The following is a 17,339-nucleotide window of genomic DNA, read 5'->3' on the forward strand; positions in this document are numbered from 1 at the left end:
CCTTCTCACTCCTCATCAACTAATTTTGCCATCATTAGAACATCAATTCGTTGCCCATCTTTTGTTTGGGCGGCTTGTTTCATACAACCTTCAATTTCAAATCCGTACTTCTGATATAAATGGATAGCTCGTTCATTGCGCGCTTGGACCGTCAACTCCAAGCGTGTCAACAACCCTACTTCACTGACCCATTCAAGCAATTCTTCTAAAAGAAGTGACCCTAGTCCCATTCCCCAATAGTCTTTTAAAATCGATAGACCTATTTCTCCTACATGGGCCATGCGCCATTCCGAATAACCTTTGATAGAAGCCATACCAATAATTCGTTCTCCATCAAGAGCTAACAATAGGAGGTGATTGTCTTGTTCATACAAGCTTTCTAGTTGCTGTGCCAACATTGCTTCAGGCAGGGCGAGGCCTGTTTCATCCATGACCAAAAAGTCAGTTTCTTGACCAATCTTTTGACTGACTGCCAAGAGTTCTGCCGCATCTTCGCCCCGAGCCTCACGCAACGTCAAGTGAATGTCACTCATTATCTGCCTCCCATTGCGCCAAAATACGCTGTTGGAAAGCCTCAGCTTTCGGACCAAATGTAAGCAATTTCACAAAGCGTTTTTGCTCTTCTGTATTATCTTTTTCCAAAATCAGTTCCAAATAATCTTCCGGTAAAGACTCTTCCAGAAGATTTCCCCACTCGATCACAGAAAGACCATCACCTTCAAAATAATCATCTAATCCCAAGTCTGATGCGCCAAATTCTACCCGGTAAATATCCATATGATAGAGTGGCAACCGACCTTCAGTATATTCACGAATAATCGTATAGGTTGGGCTTTTGATCAGTTGACTGATCCCCAGACCTCGAGCGATCCCTTTGGTCAACGTCGTTTTACCGGCTCCCAGTTCCCCAGTTAACACCAAATTGTCTCCAGGCAAAGCCACTCTGCCAATCACTTCGGCAAATTTTTCTGTTGCATCTAAATCAGCGATCGTTATCATGTTTGATCCGTCCTTTATCTTTTCACTTGCTGTTAGTAGTTAGTATAGCTTGTTTTAGAAACAAAAGTAAAGAGCGTACCGTCGCAAGGAGTTTGAAAGAAAAGCCATTTTTATCCTGCTGTGGGCAGTATTTTTGGAAGCGACGCCCCTCATCTTGCTTTGCCTGCAATTGTTTCTAAGCTTGTTGCGCTAAGTAGACTTCCATGCCACTCTAAGGGCAATCGTTGTGATTCATACTGAGGTTACTACGCTCCCTTTGGTCCCCGCTGCTCATCATCTGCTCTCTGCTTCGCATGCCAATCGCAGTGATTCAGGCTGAAGGTTATCACGCTTTCTTTGATCCCCGCTGCTCATCATCTGCTCTCTGCTTCGCATGCCAATCGCAGTGATTCAGGCTGAAGGTTACTACGCTTTCTTTGGTCGCCTAGTACTGCTCATCATCAACTCTGTCTTGCTATGCAAGCCAATCGTTGTGATTCAGGCTGAAGGTTATCACGCTTTCTTTGATCCTCGCTGCTCATCATCTGCTCTCTGCTTCGCAAGCCAATCGTTGTGATTCAGGCTGAAGGTTACTACGCTCCCTTTGGTCGCCTAGTACTGCTCATCATCAACTCTGTCTTGCTATGCAAGCCAATCGCAGTGATTCAGGCTGAAGGTTACTACGCTCCCTTTGGTCGCCTAGTACTGCTCATCATCAACTCTGTCTTGCTATGCAAGCCAATCGCAGTGATTCAGGCTGAAGGTTACTACGCTCCCTTTGGTCGCCTAGTACTGCTCATCATCTGCTCTGTCTTGCTATGCAAGCCAATCGCAGTGATTCGCAGCAAAAAGCCGTTCCTTGACAAAAGGAACGGCTTGGTTGTTTGATTAGTTATCTTATTTATCCATCAATGTTTGTGCTGCTGTGATGATGGATAGTTTGTAGACGTCTTCTTCGTTTGATCCGCGAGAAAGGTCTGAGATTGGTTTGTTCAATCCTTGCAGGATTGGTCCAATTGCTTCGAAGTTACCGAAGCGTTGTGCGATTTTGTAGCCAATGTTTCCAGATTGTAAATCTGGGAAGACAAAGACTGTTGCTTTACCAGCTACTTCTGATTCTGGTGCTTTTAATTGAGCGACAGCTGAAATGTAAGCAGCATCGAATTGCAATTCACCATCGATTTCGTACTCAGGCGCCAATTCTTGGGCAATTTTTGTTGCTTCAACCACTTTATCGACTTCTGGTGCTTTAGCTGAACCTTTTGTCGAGAAGCTAAGCATAGCAACTTTTGGATCGATATCAAATAATTCCGCTGTTTTTGCTGAATCAACAGCGATCTCTGCTAATTCTTGTGCAGAAGGGTTCACATTGATGGCACAGTCAGAAAATAGGTATTTTTCTTGATCACGACCACGAACCATCAAAAAGGCACCACTTGTGCGGCTCACGCCTGGTTTTGTTTTAATGATCTGCAATGCAGGTCTAACCGTATCGCCCGTTGAATGGATCGCACCTGAAACCATTCCTTCAGTGATCCCCATGTAAGTTAACATCGTACCAAAATAATTAACATCTTTTAAGATTTCTTCGGCTTGCTCTTTTGTTGCTTTGCCGTTTCGGCGCTCAACAAATGCTTCGACCATTTCATCCCACCGGTCATAGTTTTCAGGATCTAGGATCTCAAAATTAGCGATGTTGATTCCTCGAGCTTCCGCTGCTTTTTCAATCTCAGCAGGGTTACCGATCAAAACTGGTTCTACCAATTCTTCTGAACGTAGACGGCTTGCTGCACCAAGGATACGAGGATCCGTTGCTTCTGGGAAAACGATTTTGATATGACGACGCACGATTTTAAATTTTAAACTTTCGAATAGTTCCACGGGTAAAGACCTCCAGTTTTTTTATACCCTTACATTGTACAATAGTTGCAAAAAAAAGAACAGATAAAAATGCTGTACTAATCGAAAAAGATAAATTTTGTTACACAATTCACAGTCTGTTTCTTCTGCACTACTACAGTTTCACACCTGTACTATTTTTTCTGGTAATTGCCAGTTGATGGGTGTTTCACCTAACGCAATCAATGCTTGATTGATTTTTGAAAATGGTTTTGATCCAAAGAAACCACGACTGGCAGATAACGGACTTGGATGGGGAGATTCTATGATGATATGCTTTTTCGTATCGATCAACGCTTTCTTTTGCTGGGCTGGTTTTCCCCATAATACAAAGATCACTGGTTTATCCCGTTGATTCAGTTTTTCGATGATAGTATCTGTCAATCGTTCCCATCCTTTGCCTCGATGCGAATAAGCCTGTCCTTCACGAACTGTCAACACCGTATTTAGTAGTAAAATTCCTTGTTGCGCCCAAGGAATCAAATAACCGTGAGAGACTGGCGCGATGCCTAGATCACTTTGCAATTCCTTATAGATATTGCGTAAAGAAGGCGGAATCCGTACTCCGGGTTGGACTGAAAAAGATAACCCATGGGCTTGATGCGGACCATGATATGGATCTTGTCCTAAGATCACTACTTTCACTTCATGATACGGAGTCAGCTTCAGTGCTTCATAAATATGGTCCATTGCCGGGTGGATCTTCTGTGTTGCATATTCTACTTTCAAAAATTCCCGTAACTGTTGGTAATAGGTTTGATCGAATGAAGCTTGCAAAACTTCTTGCCAATCATTTTCTAAAATCTTTCTCATCGTCTCGCTCCTTTGCTTTTAGTTAAGGATAACAAAAGATCTGCCTAAGAAACAAGAAGACATTCTCAAAAATAATTGCTGATTTGTGGTACACTATTCTATAGAAACCATAAGAAAGGACGCTGACAATGATAAAATTAATCGCTTCTGATATGGATGGTACTTTACTAAACGCCAACATGCAGATTTCAGAAGAAAATATCCAAGCGATCAAATATGCCCAATCCCAAGGAGTCGAATTCATGGTGGCCACTGGGCGCAACCGGAAAGAAGCTCTGCCGCCTTTGCAAGAAGCCGGTATTGATTGTGCTATGATCACACTTAATGGTGCACAAGTGTTTGACAAATCAGGAACTTCTTTATTCACCGTTCCTATTTCTAAAGAAAAAACCCGTTCATTGATGGACTTATTAAGAGAAAAAGACATTTATTTTGAGATTTCCACGAGCAATGGCATTTATTCAGAAAGCCAGACGCGCCGAATCGAGAATTTTGCGATCCATACAGCAGAAGCAATGCCCCATCTGACCCACAAAATGGCCATTGCCATGACTGCTGCACGACTAGCTTTTCTTCCCATCAATTATGTCAAAGACTTCAATGAACTGTTTGCGATTGAAGATCTGGAAATCTTAAAAATCATTTGCTTCCATCAAGATGGCGCGCGTGTTTTAGGACCGATCACACAAGAAATCGATGGTTATGGCGACTTAGTGGTTACTTCTTCCGGACAAAACAATATTGAAATCAATCATCGCAATGCCCAAAAAGGGATCGCGGTGGCACACGTTGCTAAAGAGCGAGCGATTCAACTGTCGGATGTCATGACGATTGGTGACAACTTGAATGATGTCAGCATGATACAGCTTGCTGGTGTCAGCTTTGCTATGGGTAACGGGGAAATCGAAGTCAAAGAATATGCGAAGTATCTGACGGATACTAACATTGAATCAGGAGTCGGCAAAGCAATTATTCGGGCAATCGATGAGAATTTATAATTGACGCAGCTTTTCGGGATACAAGAGGAGGCGTAGATATGTCGGAATTTTTTATTCAAGACAGACAACTCAGCAGTATCACGCGAACGATCGTTAAAGACGAAAAGGGCAAATCGTTATTCTTGATGGTCGGGCGCTGGGGAACTAAAGGCGATGCACTTTCCCTCTATCGTTTGGACGGCACACTGGTCGCCAGTATTAAGCAAATCAGTTTTACCTTTGGCACACGATTTGAGATCTACAAGGACTTTGAGAAAGTAGGTACGTTACAAAAAATTTTCAACTGGCCTGGGGATTTTTATTATATCCAACAGCTCCATTGGGCTGTCCATGGGGATATCTACAATCATCGGTATGCGATCCATCATTTCAACAAGAAGATCATGGAAATGGATAAAGCAACGCTATTGACTGGCGATTATTATGTGATCGATGTGGTCAACGATGAGGATGCGCCAGTTTGCATTTGTATTGCTGCGATTATGGATTATTGGCTCTATAATCGCAAACGCAAGACCCAGCAACATTTGGAGTTACGATTAACGAACGAAACCAGCTGAGATACTCAACTGGTTTCTTTTTGCATATGATCATATAGATGACCACTGATCTTTCGTTCAGCAACCACTTGAAAACCGTGACGTTCATAGAGTCGTTTGGCGTGTGGATTGGCTTTATCGACACTTAAACCAATTGTGGTATAGCCATCTCGTTGGGCAATTTTTGGCAGTGCAGCCAATAAAGCTGAGCCAACCCCTTTTCCGCGGAATTTTTCATCGACACAAATGGTATCTAAGTACCATTCGTTCTGCAACGTTTCTTGATCAACGAACAGTTTCATTTCTTTATCCAAACCGTAGGACTCCAGAATCTTCGTTAACGGTTCATCAATGGTAGGTTCATCTTTATCTGGGTAACCAAAAGCAACCCCAGCCACTTGTCCATCGATTTCATTGACCAATCCTCTGGTATAACCATAACGATAATCAGGCTCTAACATCGCTTCAGCCAAGATCTCGAGCGTTTTTTCTTCTCCTATTTCTGCCACAAACGGTAATTCCATATCTTTTAAAATGACTAAAACAAGTTTCGCCATAGCAAAACGATCTTCTTTTTGTGCAAATCGAATCACGATTTCTCCTCCTTGTGTTTTCTTCAGAATAACAGCATTTTCTTGTCATCCCAAGTAAAAAGTGTCGTTGCGCTTCGAATGAATCCTCGATACTATTCGTGTAGTTCCAGTGGCAACCCATCTGGGTCTTGGAAGAATGTCATTTTTTTATTCGTAAAGCTGTCAAAGCGAATCGGCTCACACGTAATTCCTTTTGTTTCAAGTTCTGCTACCACTTTCTCAATGTTTGTTACTCGAAAAGCCAAGTGTCGTAAGCCGGTTGCTTCCGGATAACTTGCTCGTTTAGGTGGTTGATCCACGATAAACAACTCAATCTCAGATGAGCCAAAAGCCAAATCGATTTTGGTATCGTTTTTTTCGGGACGATGGTGCTCACGGATCACCTTAAATCCTAATTTGTCGACATAAAATGATTTTGCTCGTTGGTAATCACTGGCAATAATGGCCACATGATGCATCTCAGAAAACATATGCTCACTCCTTTTCTATCTACTTAGTTTACCTATTTTTCCTTCCTTTGGCTACAAAAGACCTGCTCTATTTTATTTTGATTCTGTTATACTGGATACGGAAGGTGATGACATGAAACTACTTTATATTTCAATCTCAGGAAATACCCGGGCATTTGTCAAACGACTAATGGACTATGCCGCCCAGCAGCCAACAGCGCATCCTCTAGAATGGTCCGTCAAAGAAATTGATGACAATTCCATTTTCGAAGAAGAAAGCGAACCTTTTGTCGTGTTTGTGCCGACCTATCTTGAAGGCGGCAACGGCGTAGATAATGGGGATCAGGAAATTTTGACAGAAACCATGCGGGAGTATATTGATTATGCGAATAATGCCCGCTATTGTCGCGGTGTGATCGGCAGCGGCAACAAAAATTTCAATTATCAATACTGCCTGACTGCCAAACAATATGCTGAACAGTTCCAGATTCCATTTCTAGCTGATTTTGAACTGCGAGGAACAACGCAGGACATCGCACGCATTTATGATGTCTTGCGTAAAATCAATTAACTTGGAAGGAGCAGGAGCTAGATCCTGCTTTTGCTCCTAGAAACGGAGAAAAACATGGACGCAAAATATATGGTTATCTTGATTATCTTGTTCGTTAGTGCACTTATTATTGGCTTAGATACTTGGAACCGAATAAAATTAAGACGTCGCGTCAAACAAGAATGGGGAAAATTCCCCCGTCAGCCTCGCTTTGACAAAGAAGAAAGCCTCAAAAAGGCCTGGATGGTAGAGAAAGATTTTTATCCCCATGATAGTGAGATCGATGACATTACTTGGTATGACTTAGACTTATTCGAGGTTTTTGAAATGATCAACAGTACTTACTCCAGTGTAGGTTCTGAAGCTCTCTATCAGCAGTTGCGCAACTTTCAATTTAAGCCGGATCGACAGCTGACCGCGTTAATTGATTTTTTCGCAGCCAATCCAAAAATTCGCGAAGATACCCAATATACCTTTGCCCAACTTGGGAAACTGGATAATAACTTTTCCAAAAACTATCTGGCATCAGGGAAGAAAGAAAGTATTGGCAACTTGCCTGTCTTTATTTTATTGGGCTGTTTGCCGATTGTTGGGCTGATTTTGATAGCTTTTGGCTTTTTGCCAGGAATTGCAGTGATTTTGATAAGCGTCCTCTTTAATACGGTTTACTATTCGATCAAAAAAGCCACACTAGAAACAGAACTCAACAGTATGCGCTATCTAGTTCAGACAGTGGCCTGCGGCAACAAGATTGCCAAACTTGCCACACCATTACAAGAGCAAATCAAAAAAGAACTGCTGCCTCTGAAAAAAATCCCCCGATTCGGCGTTTCTTTTCGTTCAAAAAATGGCAGTGAAGGCGATATGCTTTTTGAATACATCAATATCATCTTTATGCTGCCTTTTATCTCGTACCATTACGTTGTTACCTTATTGGCTCGATACAATCAACAAGCAATCGCATTATGGGAATTGTTAGGCAAGTTGGAAATTGCTTGCGCGATCCTTAATTTCCGTACCTATATGCCGATCACTTGTATCCCTGAATTCAAAAAAGGAACGGTCAGCGCAAAAGGGACCTATCATCCCCTTCTGACTGAAGCTGTCATGAATGATGTCGACTGGCAAACCAATACACTGGTAACCGGGTCAAACGCTTCTGGCAAATCGACCTATGTCAAAAGCATCGCTATCAATTGTCTATTGGCGCAAACTATCCAAACAGCTGTTGCTGAATCATTTACGATGGAACCTGGTCATGTGTTGACCTCAATGGCGGTCGAAGACGATTTGTTTGAGGGCGATAGCTATTTTGTTGCAGAAATCAAGTCGATCAAACGATTGTTGGAACAAGTTCAGCAAAAAGAACGCTGCTATTGCTTTGTCGATGAGATACTGAAGGGAACCAATACGATTGAGCGGATCGCTGCTTCTGCTAGTATCATTCATTGGTTGAGCCGTTATCCAAGTTTGGCTTTTATTGCGACTCATGATATTGAACTGACTGAAATATTGAAAAATGACTGCAGCAATATCCATTTTTCTGAACAAGTCACAGCCGATGACGGTATCTCTTTTGACTATAAGGTCAAACAAGGTCCTTCAACAAGCCGTAATGCGATTGCCCTACTGCGAGTGCTTGGTTATCCGAAATCAATCGTTGAACAGGCTGAAAATGAAGCAGCTTACTTCAATCAGCAACGGACTTGGCAAGATCTATAATGACCTACAAGAAATCTGTGATCCTTAGTAAAGACATGCTGCTTAAAACACATCGCTAGGATTGCTCAATAAATAAAGGCTATGACAAAAGAAAGACTTTTAGCGAAGAAACCAGCCTACTCTGAATAAGAGCAACGTGTTTCTTCCTTGATCCTTCTTTTGTCACAGCCTTTTTATGTTAGACAATTTTTCTTAGCCAAATAAATCTGTCTGTAAACTATATTGTTTTCCTTGTAAAATGTCATATTGAATCATCTGATAGTCTTCATAGAGCTGCCGTGATTTTGCATCTAAACTTAGCTCACTCCGCCACTGTTCGCCTTGGTAATATTGCCCGTGTTCAAAAGCCGGCAATTTTTCTTGCAGTGCTAGCAGCAACGCATAAAATCCATTGATTGGTTGCTGACTTTCATTCAACACGTTAGGTGCAAAGTAAAAGGGACTCGTTACCGGAACAGTGTCAGTTGAAAAGGTTCCATCAGAATCCACCATCAAGAATTCCGTTTCATGCAGCGCAGCAGTATCATTTTGATCTTTAATCGCATCCGAGTAGATGCCTGGCAGGTGATCCCCCCAGAAAACGACTACTGTTCTTCGATTCAGCTGCTTCAATTGTTCAATAAAGTCTTTTAGTGCGGTACTACTGTAAGAAACATCTTGCAGATAATTTTCAAGAGCAGTCCTATTTCCATCGCCTGCGGCTTGATAATTTAATGTCTGATACTTTCCTTCATAAGGCATATGGGTCTGCATCGTCACCAAGTGAACGAATTGCGGCTTTTTCTCATCTGACAAAAGAGACAGAACTTCTTTATAAGCAGAAGCATCCGAGATATAAGGATTGTTCTCGATCTTGTCCGTGTAAGTCATCGTGTCTTGATCCAAAAAGGTTTGGAAACCCATCACATCATAGACATCTTTACGTTTGTACATCGATGTATCATAGGGGTGGATCGCAGTCGCATCATATCCTTGTTTTTGCAAGAATGAGACCACTGAAGGCAATTGTGTCAATTTAGGCACTAACATCGTGTAGGGCGTGGTCATTTGCGGATTCAACAGCCCCATTGAAAAACTGGTCAATGCTTCAAATTCAATGTTTGCAGTCCCACCGCCATAATTTTGCGACAACATTTTCCCACTGATCGTTTGATCGGCTACCGCATAATAATCCTTTAACGGATCTCCCGTGATCGTCAGTCCTTTTAGATGACTTGGATCAGAAAAACTTTCACTCATGACATAAACGATATTTGGCGCTTCTTGGTCACGCGTTTTGTTTGTTTCGGCAGCTTCCGCGGTATATTTTTTTGCGATCTCTTTTATCGCAGCTTCAGAATAATCTGCTGGTTTCTCCATTGCCTCCACTCGTAGATTGAATAGAAACCCACCAATAAAACCGGTATTGTAATAATTCATTTTTTGTGAATAAGGAATCCATAATGCGGTCCGGTTATACGCTTTTCTAAGCAGATTATTGCTGTCATTAAAATGCGAAACATAAACTAAACCAACTGTACAAACGAGCATTGTCAGCCCTCTGAGGATCTGTTTCTTTTTTGATAATTTACGGCTTCGGTAAATGCTCCAGATAATTGCTCCCAATGCGAGTATCACACAAAGCATCGCCAAAACGAAAGGTCCAGTTCCGATCATTGTATGCAGCAAGTCAAACTGAGTAATCATTTTCAAATCATCTGGATAAATTGGTTCTTGACGATAAGCCATCTTGAGGTAATTTGCATAACCCAAGATCCCGATCACAATACTATAGAACAGCGCTCCGACTCCTAGCGAGCCAGCAAGACTTGCCAATAATCCGTAGAAAAGCAGCAGCACCAGACAAGCTAAGAAAAACTTTTCTGTATGCCAAGAAAAAGCAAATTTTAATGCTAGCTCAACAGAAAGGTTGTTTTGACACCATTGTAGGTATAGATTACTAAAGATGATCAGAATAAAACTAGCGATTAGTTTTATTGCCAACTTCAAATTGGGATGAATCTTTCTTTTCACGAAGGACATTCCTCCTTTTCTAACCATAACCTGTATTTTATGCTTTGTGATTTAGAATGTAAAGAGCCGTTTGCTTGTTTTGTTTTTTTATTCTTGCCATTCTTCCTTGACGAGAGTTATGACTAAGACAAAAAATCCCGAACAATCTATGAATTCCAGAAGCCCTTGCTGATTGATACAGCGAAGGCTTTCCAGAGAAGGTTCATTCATAAATCGTTCGGATATTTAATTTCTCCTAGATGCGATGGACCAAAAACTATCACAGAGTAAAAAAGATTTATTTCCAGAAATCGTCAAAGATTGATATTGGCAGATGCCGTTTATGCTGTGTTTTGCGCCACCAATTTTCAATCGTTTGTTGCGCATTTGGTGAAACGGTCTTTCCTTCCAAGTAATCATCGATCTCATCATAAGTCACACCAAGTGCTACTTCGTCAGCGATCATTGGTTTGCCATCTTCCAAATCAGCAGTAGGAACCTTTTTGTACAGTGCTTCCGGCGCTCCTAATTCTTGCAACAATTGACGTCCTTGACGTTTATTCAAACGAAATAGCGGCAAGAGGTCAGCTCCGCCATCACCAAATTTTGTAAAGAAACCGGTGATGTTTTCGGCCGCGTGATCTGTTCCTAAAACAGCGCCAGCTTTTTCGCCTGCAACGGCATATTGAGTAATCATCCGCTGACGTGCCTTGATGTTGCCTTTATTAAAATCAGAAACAGGTAAGCCAGCTTCTTCGACGGCTGCCACTTGCGCATCGACGGCTGCTTTGATATTCACTCGTAATGTAATGTCCGGTTTGATAAATTCGATGGCTTTTTTGGCATCTTCTTCGTCAGCCTGTTCTCCATAAGGTAAGCGGATCGCAATGAACTGATAATTGGGATCATTCGTCTCACTGCGCATTTCTTCCATTGTCAACTGAGCCAATCGACCAGCCAGTGTTGAATCTTGTCCACCGCTGATCCCTAAAACAAGAGTTTTCAAAAAGGGATTTTTTTGAAGATATGCTTTTAAAAATTCAATGCTATTACGAATCTCTGCTTTCGCATCAATTGTTGGAACTACGCCTAACTCGCGAATGATTTCTTGTTGCAATGTCATAGAAACGCCTCCTAATTTTTTTGAAGATTGGTCCTAGCTTTCTAGGACCAATTAAATAATTTCTGTTTTGGTTTGCGTACGCACTTTTTCAATGGTCCGCATCTTGTGATTCCAGCACTCTTGAGAGAGATCGACTGGGTATTTTTGCGGATTCAAATCTCGTTTGTACTCATCCCATAATGAATCCAAACAATTTGTAGCATAGGCTTTGATGTGTTCAAGATCCGGCAATTGATAGACTTGCTGTCCTTCTACAAAAATGTCTTGCAGCAAAGGCCGAGCATCAAAATCTGTCACTGTTTTATTGATAAAGGTGTGAACCGGATGGAACATGAACAACTCTTTTTCTTCCTGGGGGTTTTCGTCCCAAAGAGTCACATAATCCCCTTCAGACTTGCCGTCTTTTTTACGTGTGATACGCCAGACTTGTTTCTTGCCTGGTGTAGAAACTTTTTCAGCATTACCGGATAATTTGATCGTATCGATCATTTCGCCTTGTTCGTTTTCGATCGAAACCAGTTTATAAACGGCTCCCAATGCCGGTTGATCATAGGCGGTGATCAACTTTGTACCGACACCCCAAACATCGATTTTGGCTTTTTGCATTTTTAGACTTAGAATCGTGCTTTCATCCAAATCATTTGATGCGTAGATCTTAGCTTCTGTAAAGCCAGCTTCATCTAGTTGTTCTCGGACTTTTTTGGAGATATAAGCCATGTCTCCACTATCGATCCGTACTCCTAAAAAGTTGATTTGGTCCCCTAGTTCTTTTGCGACACGAATCGCATTTGGTACACCTAAGCGCAATGTATCATACGTATCGACTAAAAAGACACAGTCTTTGTGCGTCTTAGCATACGCCATAAAGGCATCATAATCATTGCCATAGGATTGCACAAGAGAATGAGCATGCGTCCCGCTTGCAGGGATGCCAAAGATCTTGCCTGCTCGAACATTACTTGTGGCACCCGCACCTCCGATATAAGCCGCACGAGTTCCCCAAATCGCTGCGTCCAGTTCTTGCGCACGACGAGACCCAAATTCTAATAAGGGATCATCTCCGATCACAGACTTGATCCGAGCAGCTTTTGTTGCAATCAATGTTTGGAAATTAACCATGTTCAATAAGGCTGTTTCGATCAATTGAGCTTGTGCCAAAGGTCCTTCAACTTGAATGATCGGCTCATTGTTGAAGACGAGATCGCCTTCTAAAGCTGAACGAACCGTGCAGGCAAATTTGAATTCTTTCAGATAGTCCAAGAAAGCCTCCGGATATCCGCCGATTTCTCTTAAATAATCGATATCTGAATCTGAAAAGGTCAAATTGTTCAAATAATCGACTAAGCGTTCTAACCCTGCAAAGATAGCATAGCCATTCTCAAAGGGCATGTCACGGAAATAGCACTCGAAGACTGCATTCAAATCCGCACGTCCTAATTCCCAATAGGTTTGCATCATGTTGATCTGATAGAGATCAGTATGCAAAGTGAAACTATCATCTTTAAATAATTTTTGCATCGTTTTGCTCCCTCATACTTACTTCTCCCTATTATAGCAAAAAAATAAAAAAAGAAAGTATTTCTTGTTTTTTTCCTCAAAAAAAGTCTGTGCCATAAGTTAGAAAAAGACCGAAAAACTTCATGATACGATGGGGTATTCCACCAGTTTCACTCGAATCATTGGGTCTTGCTTCAACTTATAACACAGGCTGCTAATGGTTAATCAACTGCTAATTGAACTAGGATGATATCTTTGCGAGGTTTCGCAAACTTGACTCCCGCTGCTTCCATCTTTTTACGGATATTAACATCTACAGTGACATCCTTGCGGTCAACTTTTAGTAAGCGATGAATCGCTGTATCCACTTCTCCGCGGCTGATCTTCTTTTTATTGTTGATCAAAACCAATGTGATCTTGTCAAAAGTATCCACATACATGATCTGGGTTCGATCAAGAGAATAAAGTTTGTAGTATTTAATCGCGACTTTATCAAAAATAAATTTTGAGATGACCGGATAAAATGTCTCCAAATTCAAATTTTGGTTGACTGGTGTTTCAATCAATTTCATATACAACATCCTCTCGTATTAGTTCATCCATGATAAATTGGCCGACTCCGCCGTCAGCTGCACTAGGAATCATACGATCGCAAACGTTACGGATCGATTCACTCGCATTGGCTACTGCAACAGAGACATCTACCACTTCAAACATGGCTAAGTCATTCTCACCATCCCCGATCCCAAAACTCTTTGCATGAGGGAAAGCCTGCATAAAATTCGTGATCGCGGCTCCTTTTGTTGCTAAGGGATCAACGACTTCCAATGTCTGAACAAACGACTGAAACGCACTGACTGGTTTAGTCTGCAGCAATAGACGCAACTGTTCGATCTTTTCATCCGATGCTTCCATCAGTTCGATCTTTAGGACATTGATCGTCGGCCGTTCCTGAATGTAGGCTAAAAGATCCGGTGCATGAATGCAGTCATGCACAAAATAGGCTTGCTTGTATTCAGCAATCATCGCCCCTCTCTCACCGAGATCTGTAATTAATTTATTGGTCAATGCGGTCAATTGTTCTTGATAATCCGCAGGATCTTTGCAGATCACTCCTTGGTCGGTGTGCAGAAAATAAAAAACATTTTCTTTCTCTAAAATAGCTGTCACCGCTTCTAAGGTAGCTAGCGGCAAACAATTGGCTAAAACAGGCGCCTGACCTTCCAACTTCAAGCCGGCGCCATTGCCAAAGATGACATCACAGGAGATTCCTTCTTCTATCATCAGTGCTTCTACCAGATCATACCCTCGACCAGTCACAAAAACAAAATGATCGCCTTGTGCTTTCAGATAGTTGATCGCTGTTTTATTGATTTCAGGGACAGGCTGACCCATTTCCTGAAATGTCCCGTCTATATCGGAAAAAACTATTTGCATCGAATCTTCCTTTCTTTGCTATAATTATAACATAATTTGACGAAGCAAAAAATTTTTTGTTGACATTGACGTTACGTAAACCTTTATGATGAGAGCATAAGGAGGGAGAAATTTGGAATATAGTATAACAGCACTGGCTAAAATTTCTGGCGTCAGCAGCCGTACATTGCGCTACTATGATCAAATCGGATTATTAAAACCACAAAGGATCAATTCAGCCGGCTATCGTATTTATGGGGGACAGCAAGTGGATCGTCTGCAACAGATTTTGTACTTTAAATCCTTTGGCCTCCCACTAGAAGAAATCCGTCATTTGCTAGATGATCCTGAACAAGATGTTCAAACACTGTTGGTTGCTCATTACAACCGATTGTCTCAGGAACGAGCAGCGCTTGATCGCTTATTGACAACATTAGCCCAAACAATCAATTATTATGAAGGAGAACAGACTATGTCAGATAAAGAAAAATTCACTTATTTTAAACAACAAAAACTCGCAGCCAATGAAGAAACCTATGGCGAAGAGATCCGTGCCGCTTATGGGGAAGAAGTCGTTGAACAAAGCAATCAAAAATGGCAGAACATGTCATTTGAAACCTACCAAGAATTGGAACAAACCGAAAACGAACTAATTCAAACATTGAAACAAGTGGTACAAGAGCCATTTGACGTGACTTCTTCTTTGGCAAAAACAGCCTTCCAGTTGCACAAAAAATGGCTGCAGCTTGCAGCGCCATTTTATTCTGCCGATTATCATCGCAGTTTAGGTGAAATGTACATTCATGATGCACGTTTTACTGACTATTACGATCAAAAAGCAGGCCAAGGCGCAGCCAGCTGTTTACAGGCAGTCATCGCTCATTACGCAGATTAATGACCAATAAAAAGGACTTGAGCCGCATTATGTGTGCTCAAGTCCTCTTCGTTTGATAAACGTATAAGGAATCCGGATGGACCCTTGTTCTTCCTGGATTGCTAACTTCAACGCCATTTCTCCACATTCATGCAAATGATAGTCGATGGTTGACAATTGAAGAACTTCACTAATAAATAAATTGTCTCTGCCAATAAGTAGTCGTTCGGAGGAAGAAGCCAATTTGATACCAGCAGCTACCTGATCCCCATTGGTAAAAATCGCTTGGACATTTTTATCAGCAAAGAAAGCGGCTGCCTCTCGCCCATCTTCTTCCGTCAAACAATCCCAAAAAATCAATTCTTCGGTAAAAGCTGGGAAATATTCCTGACACAAACGAACTGTGATCTTCGAATTGCTGCTCAGCTTACGACTTCTTCCAAGTGTAATTCCAATACGCTCGATACCATTTTCTTTCAAATAAGCAAACACTTCCCGAATGGATTGCTCACGATCGATATAGGTGCATCCATCTTGGACAGAGTCGATCTTTTCACAAAAAACGATGCGGCCATAAGCACGATAGGGCAATAGTTTTTCGAGCGGATTTGCTCTCGATGTGATAATCAGAGCATCAAACCCTTTTGCCGCAAATTCCTGCAGGTACTTTTCTTCCATTTCTGGTTCATAGCGGGTAGGCAACAAAGTCACCTTATACCCACGGGAAAAAGCACTTGCAGTAATCCCGCTTAGAAGGATATCAAAATACGGATGATTGACAAATGGGAGAATCACTCCGATGTTCTTCGTTTTTCCCGAGCTTAGCACACGTGCAGTATGATTCGGGATATAGTTGACTTGTTCCATTACCCGCAAAATCTCCTGACGCTTCTGCTCATCCACATAAGGATTATTATTGATGACTCGTGAAATCGTTGAGACCGAATAACCGGTCAACTTAGCAATATCCCGAATGTTCGCCATGCGCTTCTCCTTAGACAAATAATTGTTCTTTCATATAGTCTATCACACTTGCCCCACATTCATAAAATTGGTAATAATCATTCTGATGAATGAAACTGATTCGTTGCGCACCAAAATATTCATCCTGTACCAGGTGTCCAATTTCTGCAAGCGGTATTTGTGCGACCTTTTCTCTAAAAAATCCCTTGGGCTTTGTGAGAATCAAGTTCATCCCATCAAATTCAAGTGCAACATAGCAGCGTTGTATTCCATTGTTTCCCTTTACTTCCATATAAGTGTGCATCTTCATACGCCCCTTTCATGAATAGAATAATCTATGAAACGCGTACCAGAGCAAGCACTTTGTTTTCTTTTTTTCTCCTTGTTTATTTCTGAGGTTGTGAATCATTTCGCTTATTTCTAGAATGTTGTTACAATAGAAATGGAGAAAGAAGTCATCAATCATTTTTCCATTCGAGGAGGAACGCAAATTGACATTAGAAGAAGCTTTTTTATTGGATACATTGCGTTGCCGATTCAAATTTTTGCGAGAAGGGCAAGCATTGACGCAAAAAGAGGTATCGCAGCAAATCGATGTATCATTGGAAGACTATTTGGATTACGAAGCTGGTGATCGTCTACCAGACGTTATGACGATTTTGCATCTTGCTGCCTTTTATGATGTGTCAGTAGATTACATTTTAGGCCAAACAGAAATTATGCAGCGCTATCCGCTGTCTTGATAAAAAAGTGCTACATGAAACTGCTCCTTGCTAGTTAGAATAAAAATCAAGCTAGTAAGGCGCACGTTCATTTTGAGTAAAAGGACTACTTTTTAAGCAAAAATACCCACTCTTCTAGGAAGAGTGGGTGCCTCAAAAAGAGAATGAAAATGAAATAGATTTGATAGATTGATCATAAACTTCTTCACTG

At 41.5% G+C, this 17,339-nt stretch carries 19 protein-coding genes; 6 read left to right on the forward strand and 13 right to left on the reverse strand.

Annotated elements, in window-relative coordinates; genetic code table 11:
- Window positions 1–5: 5 nt before the first annotated feature.
- From HED61_RS16100 to HED61_RS16115, 4 genes are all read right to left on the reverse strand, one after another.
- A complete protein-coding gene (locus HED61_RS16100; protein ID WP_003127461.1) occupies window positions 6–533 on the reverse strand; it encodes a GNAT family N-acetyltransferase in 528 nt (175 codons plus the stop codon).
- The gene (gene tsaE, locus HED61_RS16105) at window positions 526–999 is read right to left on the reverse strand and encodes a tRNA (adenosine(37)-N6)-threonylcarbamoyltransferase complex ATPase subunit type 1 TsaE (RefSeq protein WP_003127460.1); all 474 of its coding nucleotides are present in this window, start codon (window positions 997–999) and stop codon (window positions 526–528) included. Before tsaE ends, HED61_RS16100 begins: the two co-directional genes overlap by 8 nt.
- 876 nt (window positions 1,000–1,875) lie before the next feature.
- Window positions 1,876–2,859, reverse strand: coding sequence for a phosphate acetyltransferase (pta, locus tag HED61_RS16110; protein ID WP_003127459.1), 984 nt, complete (start codon window positions 2,857–2,859; stop codon window positions 1,876–1,878).
- A 141-nt stretch (window positions 2,860–3,000) separates the two neighbouring features.
- Window positions 3,001–3,690, reverse strand: coding sequence for a uracil-DNA glycosylase (locus HED61_RS16115; protein ID WP_103300606.1), 690 nt, complete (start codon window positions 3,688–3,690; stop codon window positions 3,001–3,003).
- A 128-nt stretch (window positions 3,691–3,818) separates the two neighbouring features.
- Between HED61_RS16115 and HED61_RS16120 the strand changes: the two genes are divergently transcribed.
- Both HED61_RS16120 and HED61_RS16125 read left to right on the forward strand, forming a co-directional pair.
- Complete coding sequence (locus tag HED61_RS16120) at window positions 3,819–4,688, forward strand: Cof-type HAD-IIB family hydrolase (protein WP_005471720.1); 870 nt, start codon at window positions 3,819–3,821, stop codon at window positions 4,686–4,688.
- A 38-nt stretch (window positions 4,689–4,726) separates the two neighbouring features.
- Window positions 4,727–5,248 carry an LURP-one-related/scramblase family protein gene (locus HED61_RS16125; RefSeq protein ID WP_003127456.1) on the forward strand — a complete coding sequence of 174 codons (522 nt, stop codon included), beginning with the start codon at window positions 4,727–4,729 and terminating at the stop codon, window positions 5,246–5,248.
- 5 nt (window positions 5,249–5,253) lie between these two features.
- Here HED61_RS16125 and HED61_RS16130 read toward each other — a convergent pair whose 3' ends face one another.
- The gene (locus HED61_RS16130) at window positions 5,254–5,820 is read right to left on the reverse strand and encodes a GNAT family N-acetyltransferase (RefSeq protein WP_005471718.1); all 567 of its coding nucleotides are present in this window, start codon (window positions 5,818–5,820) and stop codon (window positions 5,254–5,256) included.
- A gap of 92 nt (window positions 5,821–5,912) precedes the next feature.
- Window positions 5,913–6,290 carry an SMU1112c/YaeR family gloxylase I-like metalloprotein gene (gloA2, locus tag HED61_RS16135; RefSeq protein WP_060813623.1) on the reverse strand — a complete coding sequence of 126 codons (378 nt, stop codon included), beginning with the start codon at window positions 6,288–6,290 and terminating at the stop codon, window positions 5,913–5,915.
- A 112-nt stretch (window positions 6,291–6,402) separates the two neighbouring features.
- Here gloA2 and nrdI point away from each other — a divergent pair, with 112 nt between their 5' ends.
- Entirely contained in the window at window positions 6,403–6,840 is a 438-nt protein-coding gene (nrdI, locus tag HED61_RS16140) for a class Ib ribonucleoside-diphosphate reductase assembly flavoprotein NrdI (protein ID WP_103300604.1), read from the forward strand.
- A 54-nt stretch (window positions 6,841–6,894) separates the two neighbouring features.
- Window positions 6,895–8,541 (forward strand): MutS-related protein, encoded by a 1,647-nt coding sequence (locus HED61_RS16145; protein ID WP_081131199.1) that lies wholly within the window; start codon window positions 6,895–6,897, stop codon window positions 8,539–8,541.
- A 192-nt stretch (window positions 8,542–8,733) separates the two neighbouring features.
- On the opposite strand, the gene HED61_RS16150 is transcribed toward HED61_RS16145, so the two are convergent.
- The 5 genes from HED61_RS16150 to HED61_RS16170 all read right to left on the reverse strand — a co-directional run bounded on the left by HED61_RS16150 (window position 8,734) and on the right by HED61_RS16170 (window position 14,590).
- Window positions 8,734–10,563 carry an LTA synthase family protein gene (locus tag HED61_RS16150; protein ID WP_167757150.1) on the reverse strand — a complete coding sequence of 610 codons (1,830 nt, stop codon included), beginning with the start codon at window positions 10,561–10,563 and terminating at the stop codon, window positions 8,734–8,736.
- A 268-nt stretch (window positions 10,564–10,831) separates the two neighbouring features.
- Window positions 10,832–11,656 carry an ammonia-dependent NAD(+) synthetase gene (gene nadE, locus HED61_RS16155; protein WP_060813626.1) on the reverse strand — a complete coding sequence of 275 codons (825 nt, stop codon included), beginning with the start codon at window positions 11,654–11,656 and terminating at the stop codon, window positions 10,832–10,834.
- 51 nt (window positions 11,657–11,707) lie between these two features.
- Window positions 11,708–13,174: a nicotinate phosphoribosyltransferase gene (locus HED61_RS16160; RefSeq protein ID WP_003127448.1), complete on the reverse strand. Its 1,467-nt coding sequence runs from the start codon at window positions 13,172–13,174 to the stop codon at window positions 11,708–11,710.
- A gap of 200 nt (window positions 13,175–13,374) precedes the next feature.
- Window positions 13,375–13,725 (reverse strand): DUF1827 family protein, encoded by a 351-nt coding sequence (locus HED61_RS16165; protein ID WP_005471710.1) that lies wholly within the window; start codon window positions 13,723–13,725, stop codon window positions 13,375–13,377.
- Window positions 13,712–14,590: an HAD-IIB family hydrolase gene (locus tag HED61_RS16170; RefSeq protein ID WP_219645066.1), complete on the reverse strand. Its 879-nt coding sequence runs from the start codon at window positions 14,588–14,590 to the stop codon at window positions 13,712–13,714. The genes HED61_RS16165 and HED61_RS16170 overlap by 14 nt, the downstream gene beginning before the upstream one ends.
- Window positions 14,591–14,702: 112 nt before the next feature.
- On the opposite strand from HED61_RS16170, the gene HED61_RS16175 reads away from it, so the two are divergent.
- Window positions 14,703–15,464, forward strand: coding sequence for a MerR family transcriptional regulator (locus tag HED61_RS16175; RefSeq protein ID WP_003127445.1), 762 nt, complete (start codon window positions 14,703–14,705; stop codon window positions 15,462–15,464).
- A 27-nt stretch (window positions 15,465–15,491) separates the two neighbouring features.
- Here the strand turns inward: HED61_RS16175 and HED61_RS16180 are convergent, their stop codons facing one another.
- Window positions 15,492–16,427 (reverse strand): LacI family DNA-binding transcriptional regulator, encoded by a 936-nt coding sequence (locus HED61_RS16180; RefSeq protein ID WP_005471706.1) that lies wholly within the window; start codon window positions 16,425–16,427, stop codon window positions 15,492–15,494.
- Between the two features lie 10 nt (window positions 16,428–16,437).
- A complete protein-coding gene (locus tag HED61_RS16185) occupies window positions 16,438–16,710 on the reverse strand; it encodes a hypothetical protein (RefSeq protein WP_003127443.1) in 273 nt (90 codons plus the stop codon).
- 187 nt (window positions 16,711–16,897) lie between these two features.
- Between HED61_RS16185 and HED61_RS16190 the strand changes: the two genes are divergently transcribed.
- Entirely contained in the window at window positions 16,898–17,149 is a 252-nt protein-coding gene (locus tag HED61_RS16190; RefSeq protein WP_060813628.1) for a helix-turn-helix domain-containing protein, read from the forward strand.
- The last annotated feature ends 190 nt before the right edge of the window (window positions 17,150–17,339 follow it).

Origin of the sequence: Enterococcus gallinarum (assembly GCF_021496385.1) — a bacterium.
GTDB lineage: Bacteria > Bacillota > Bacilli > Lactobacillales > Enterococcaceae > Enterococcus_D > Enterococcus_D gallinarum.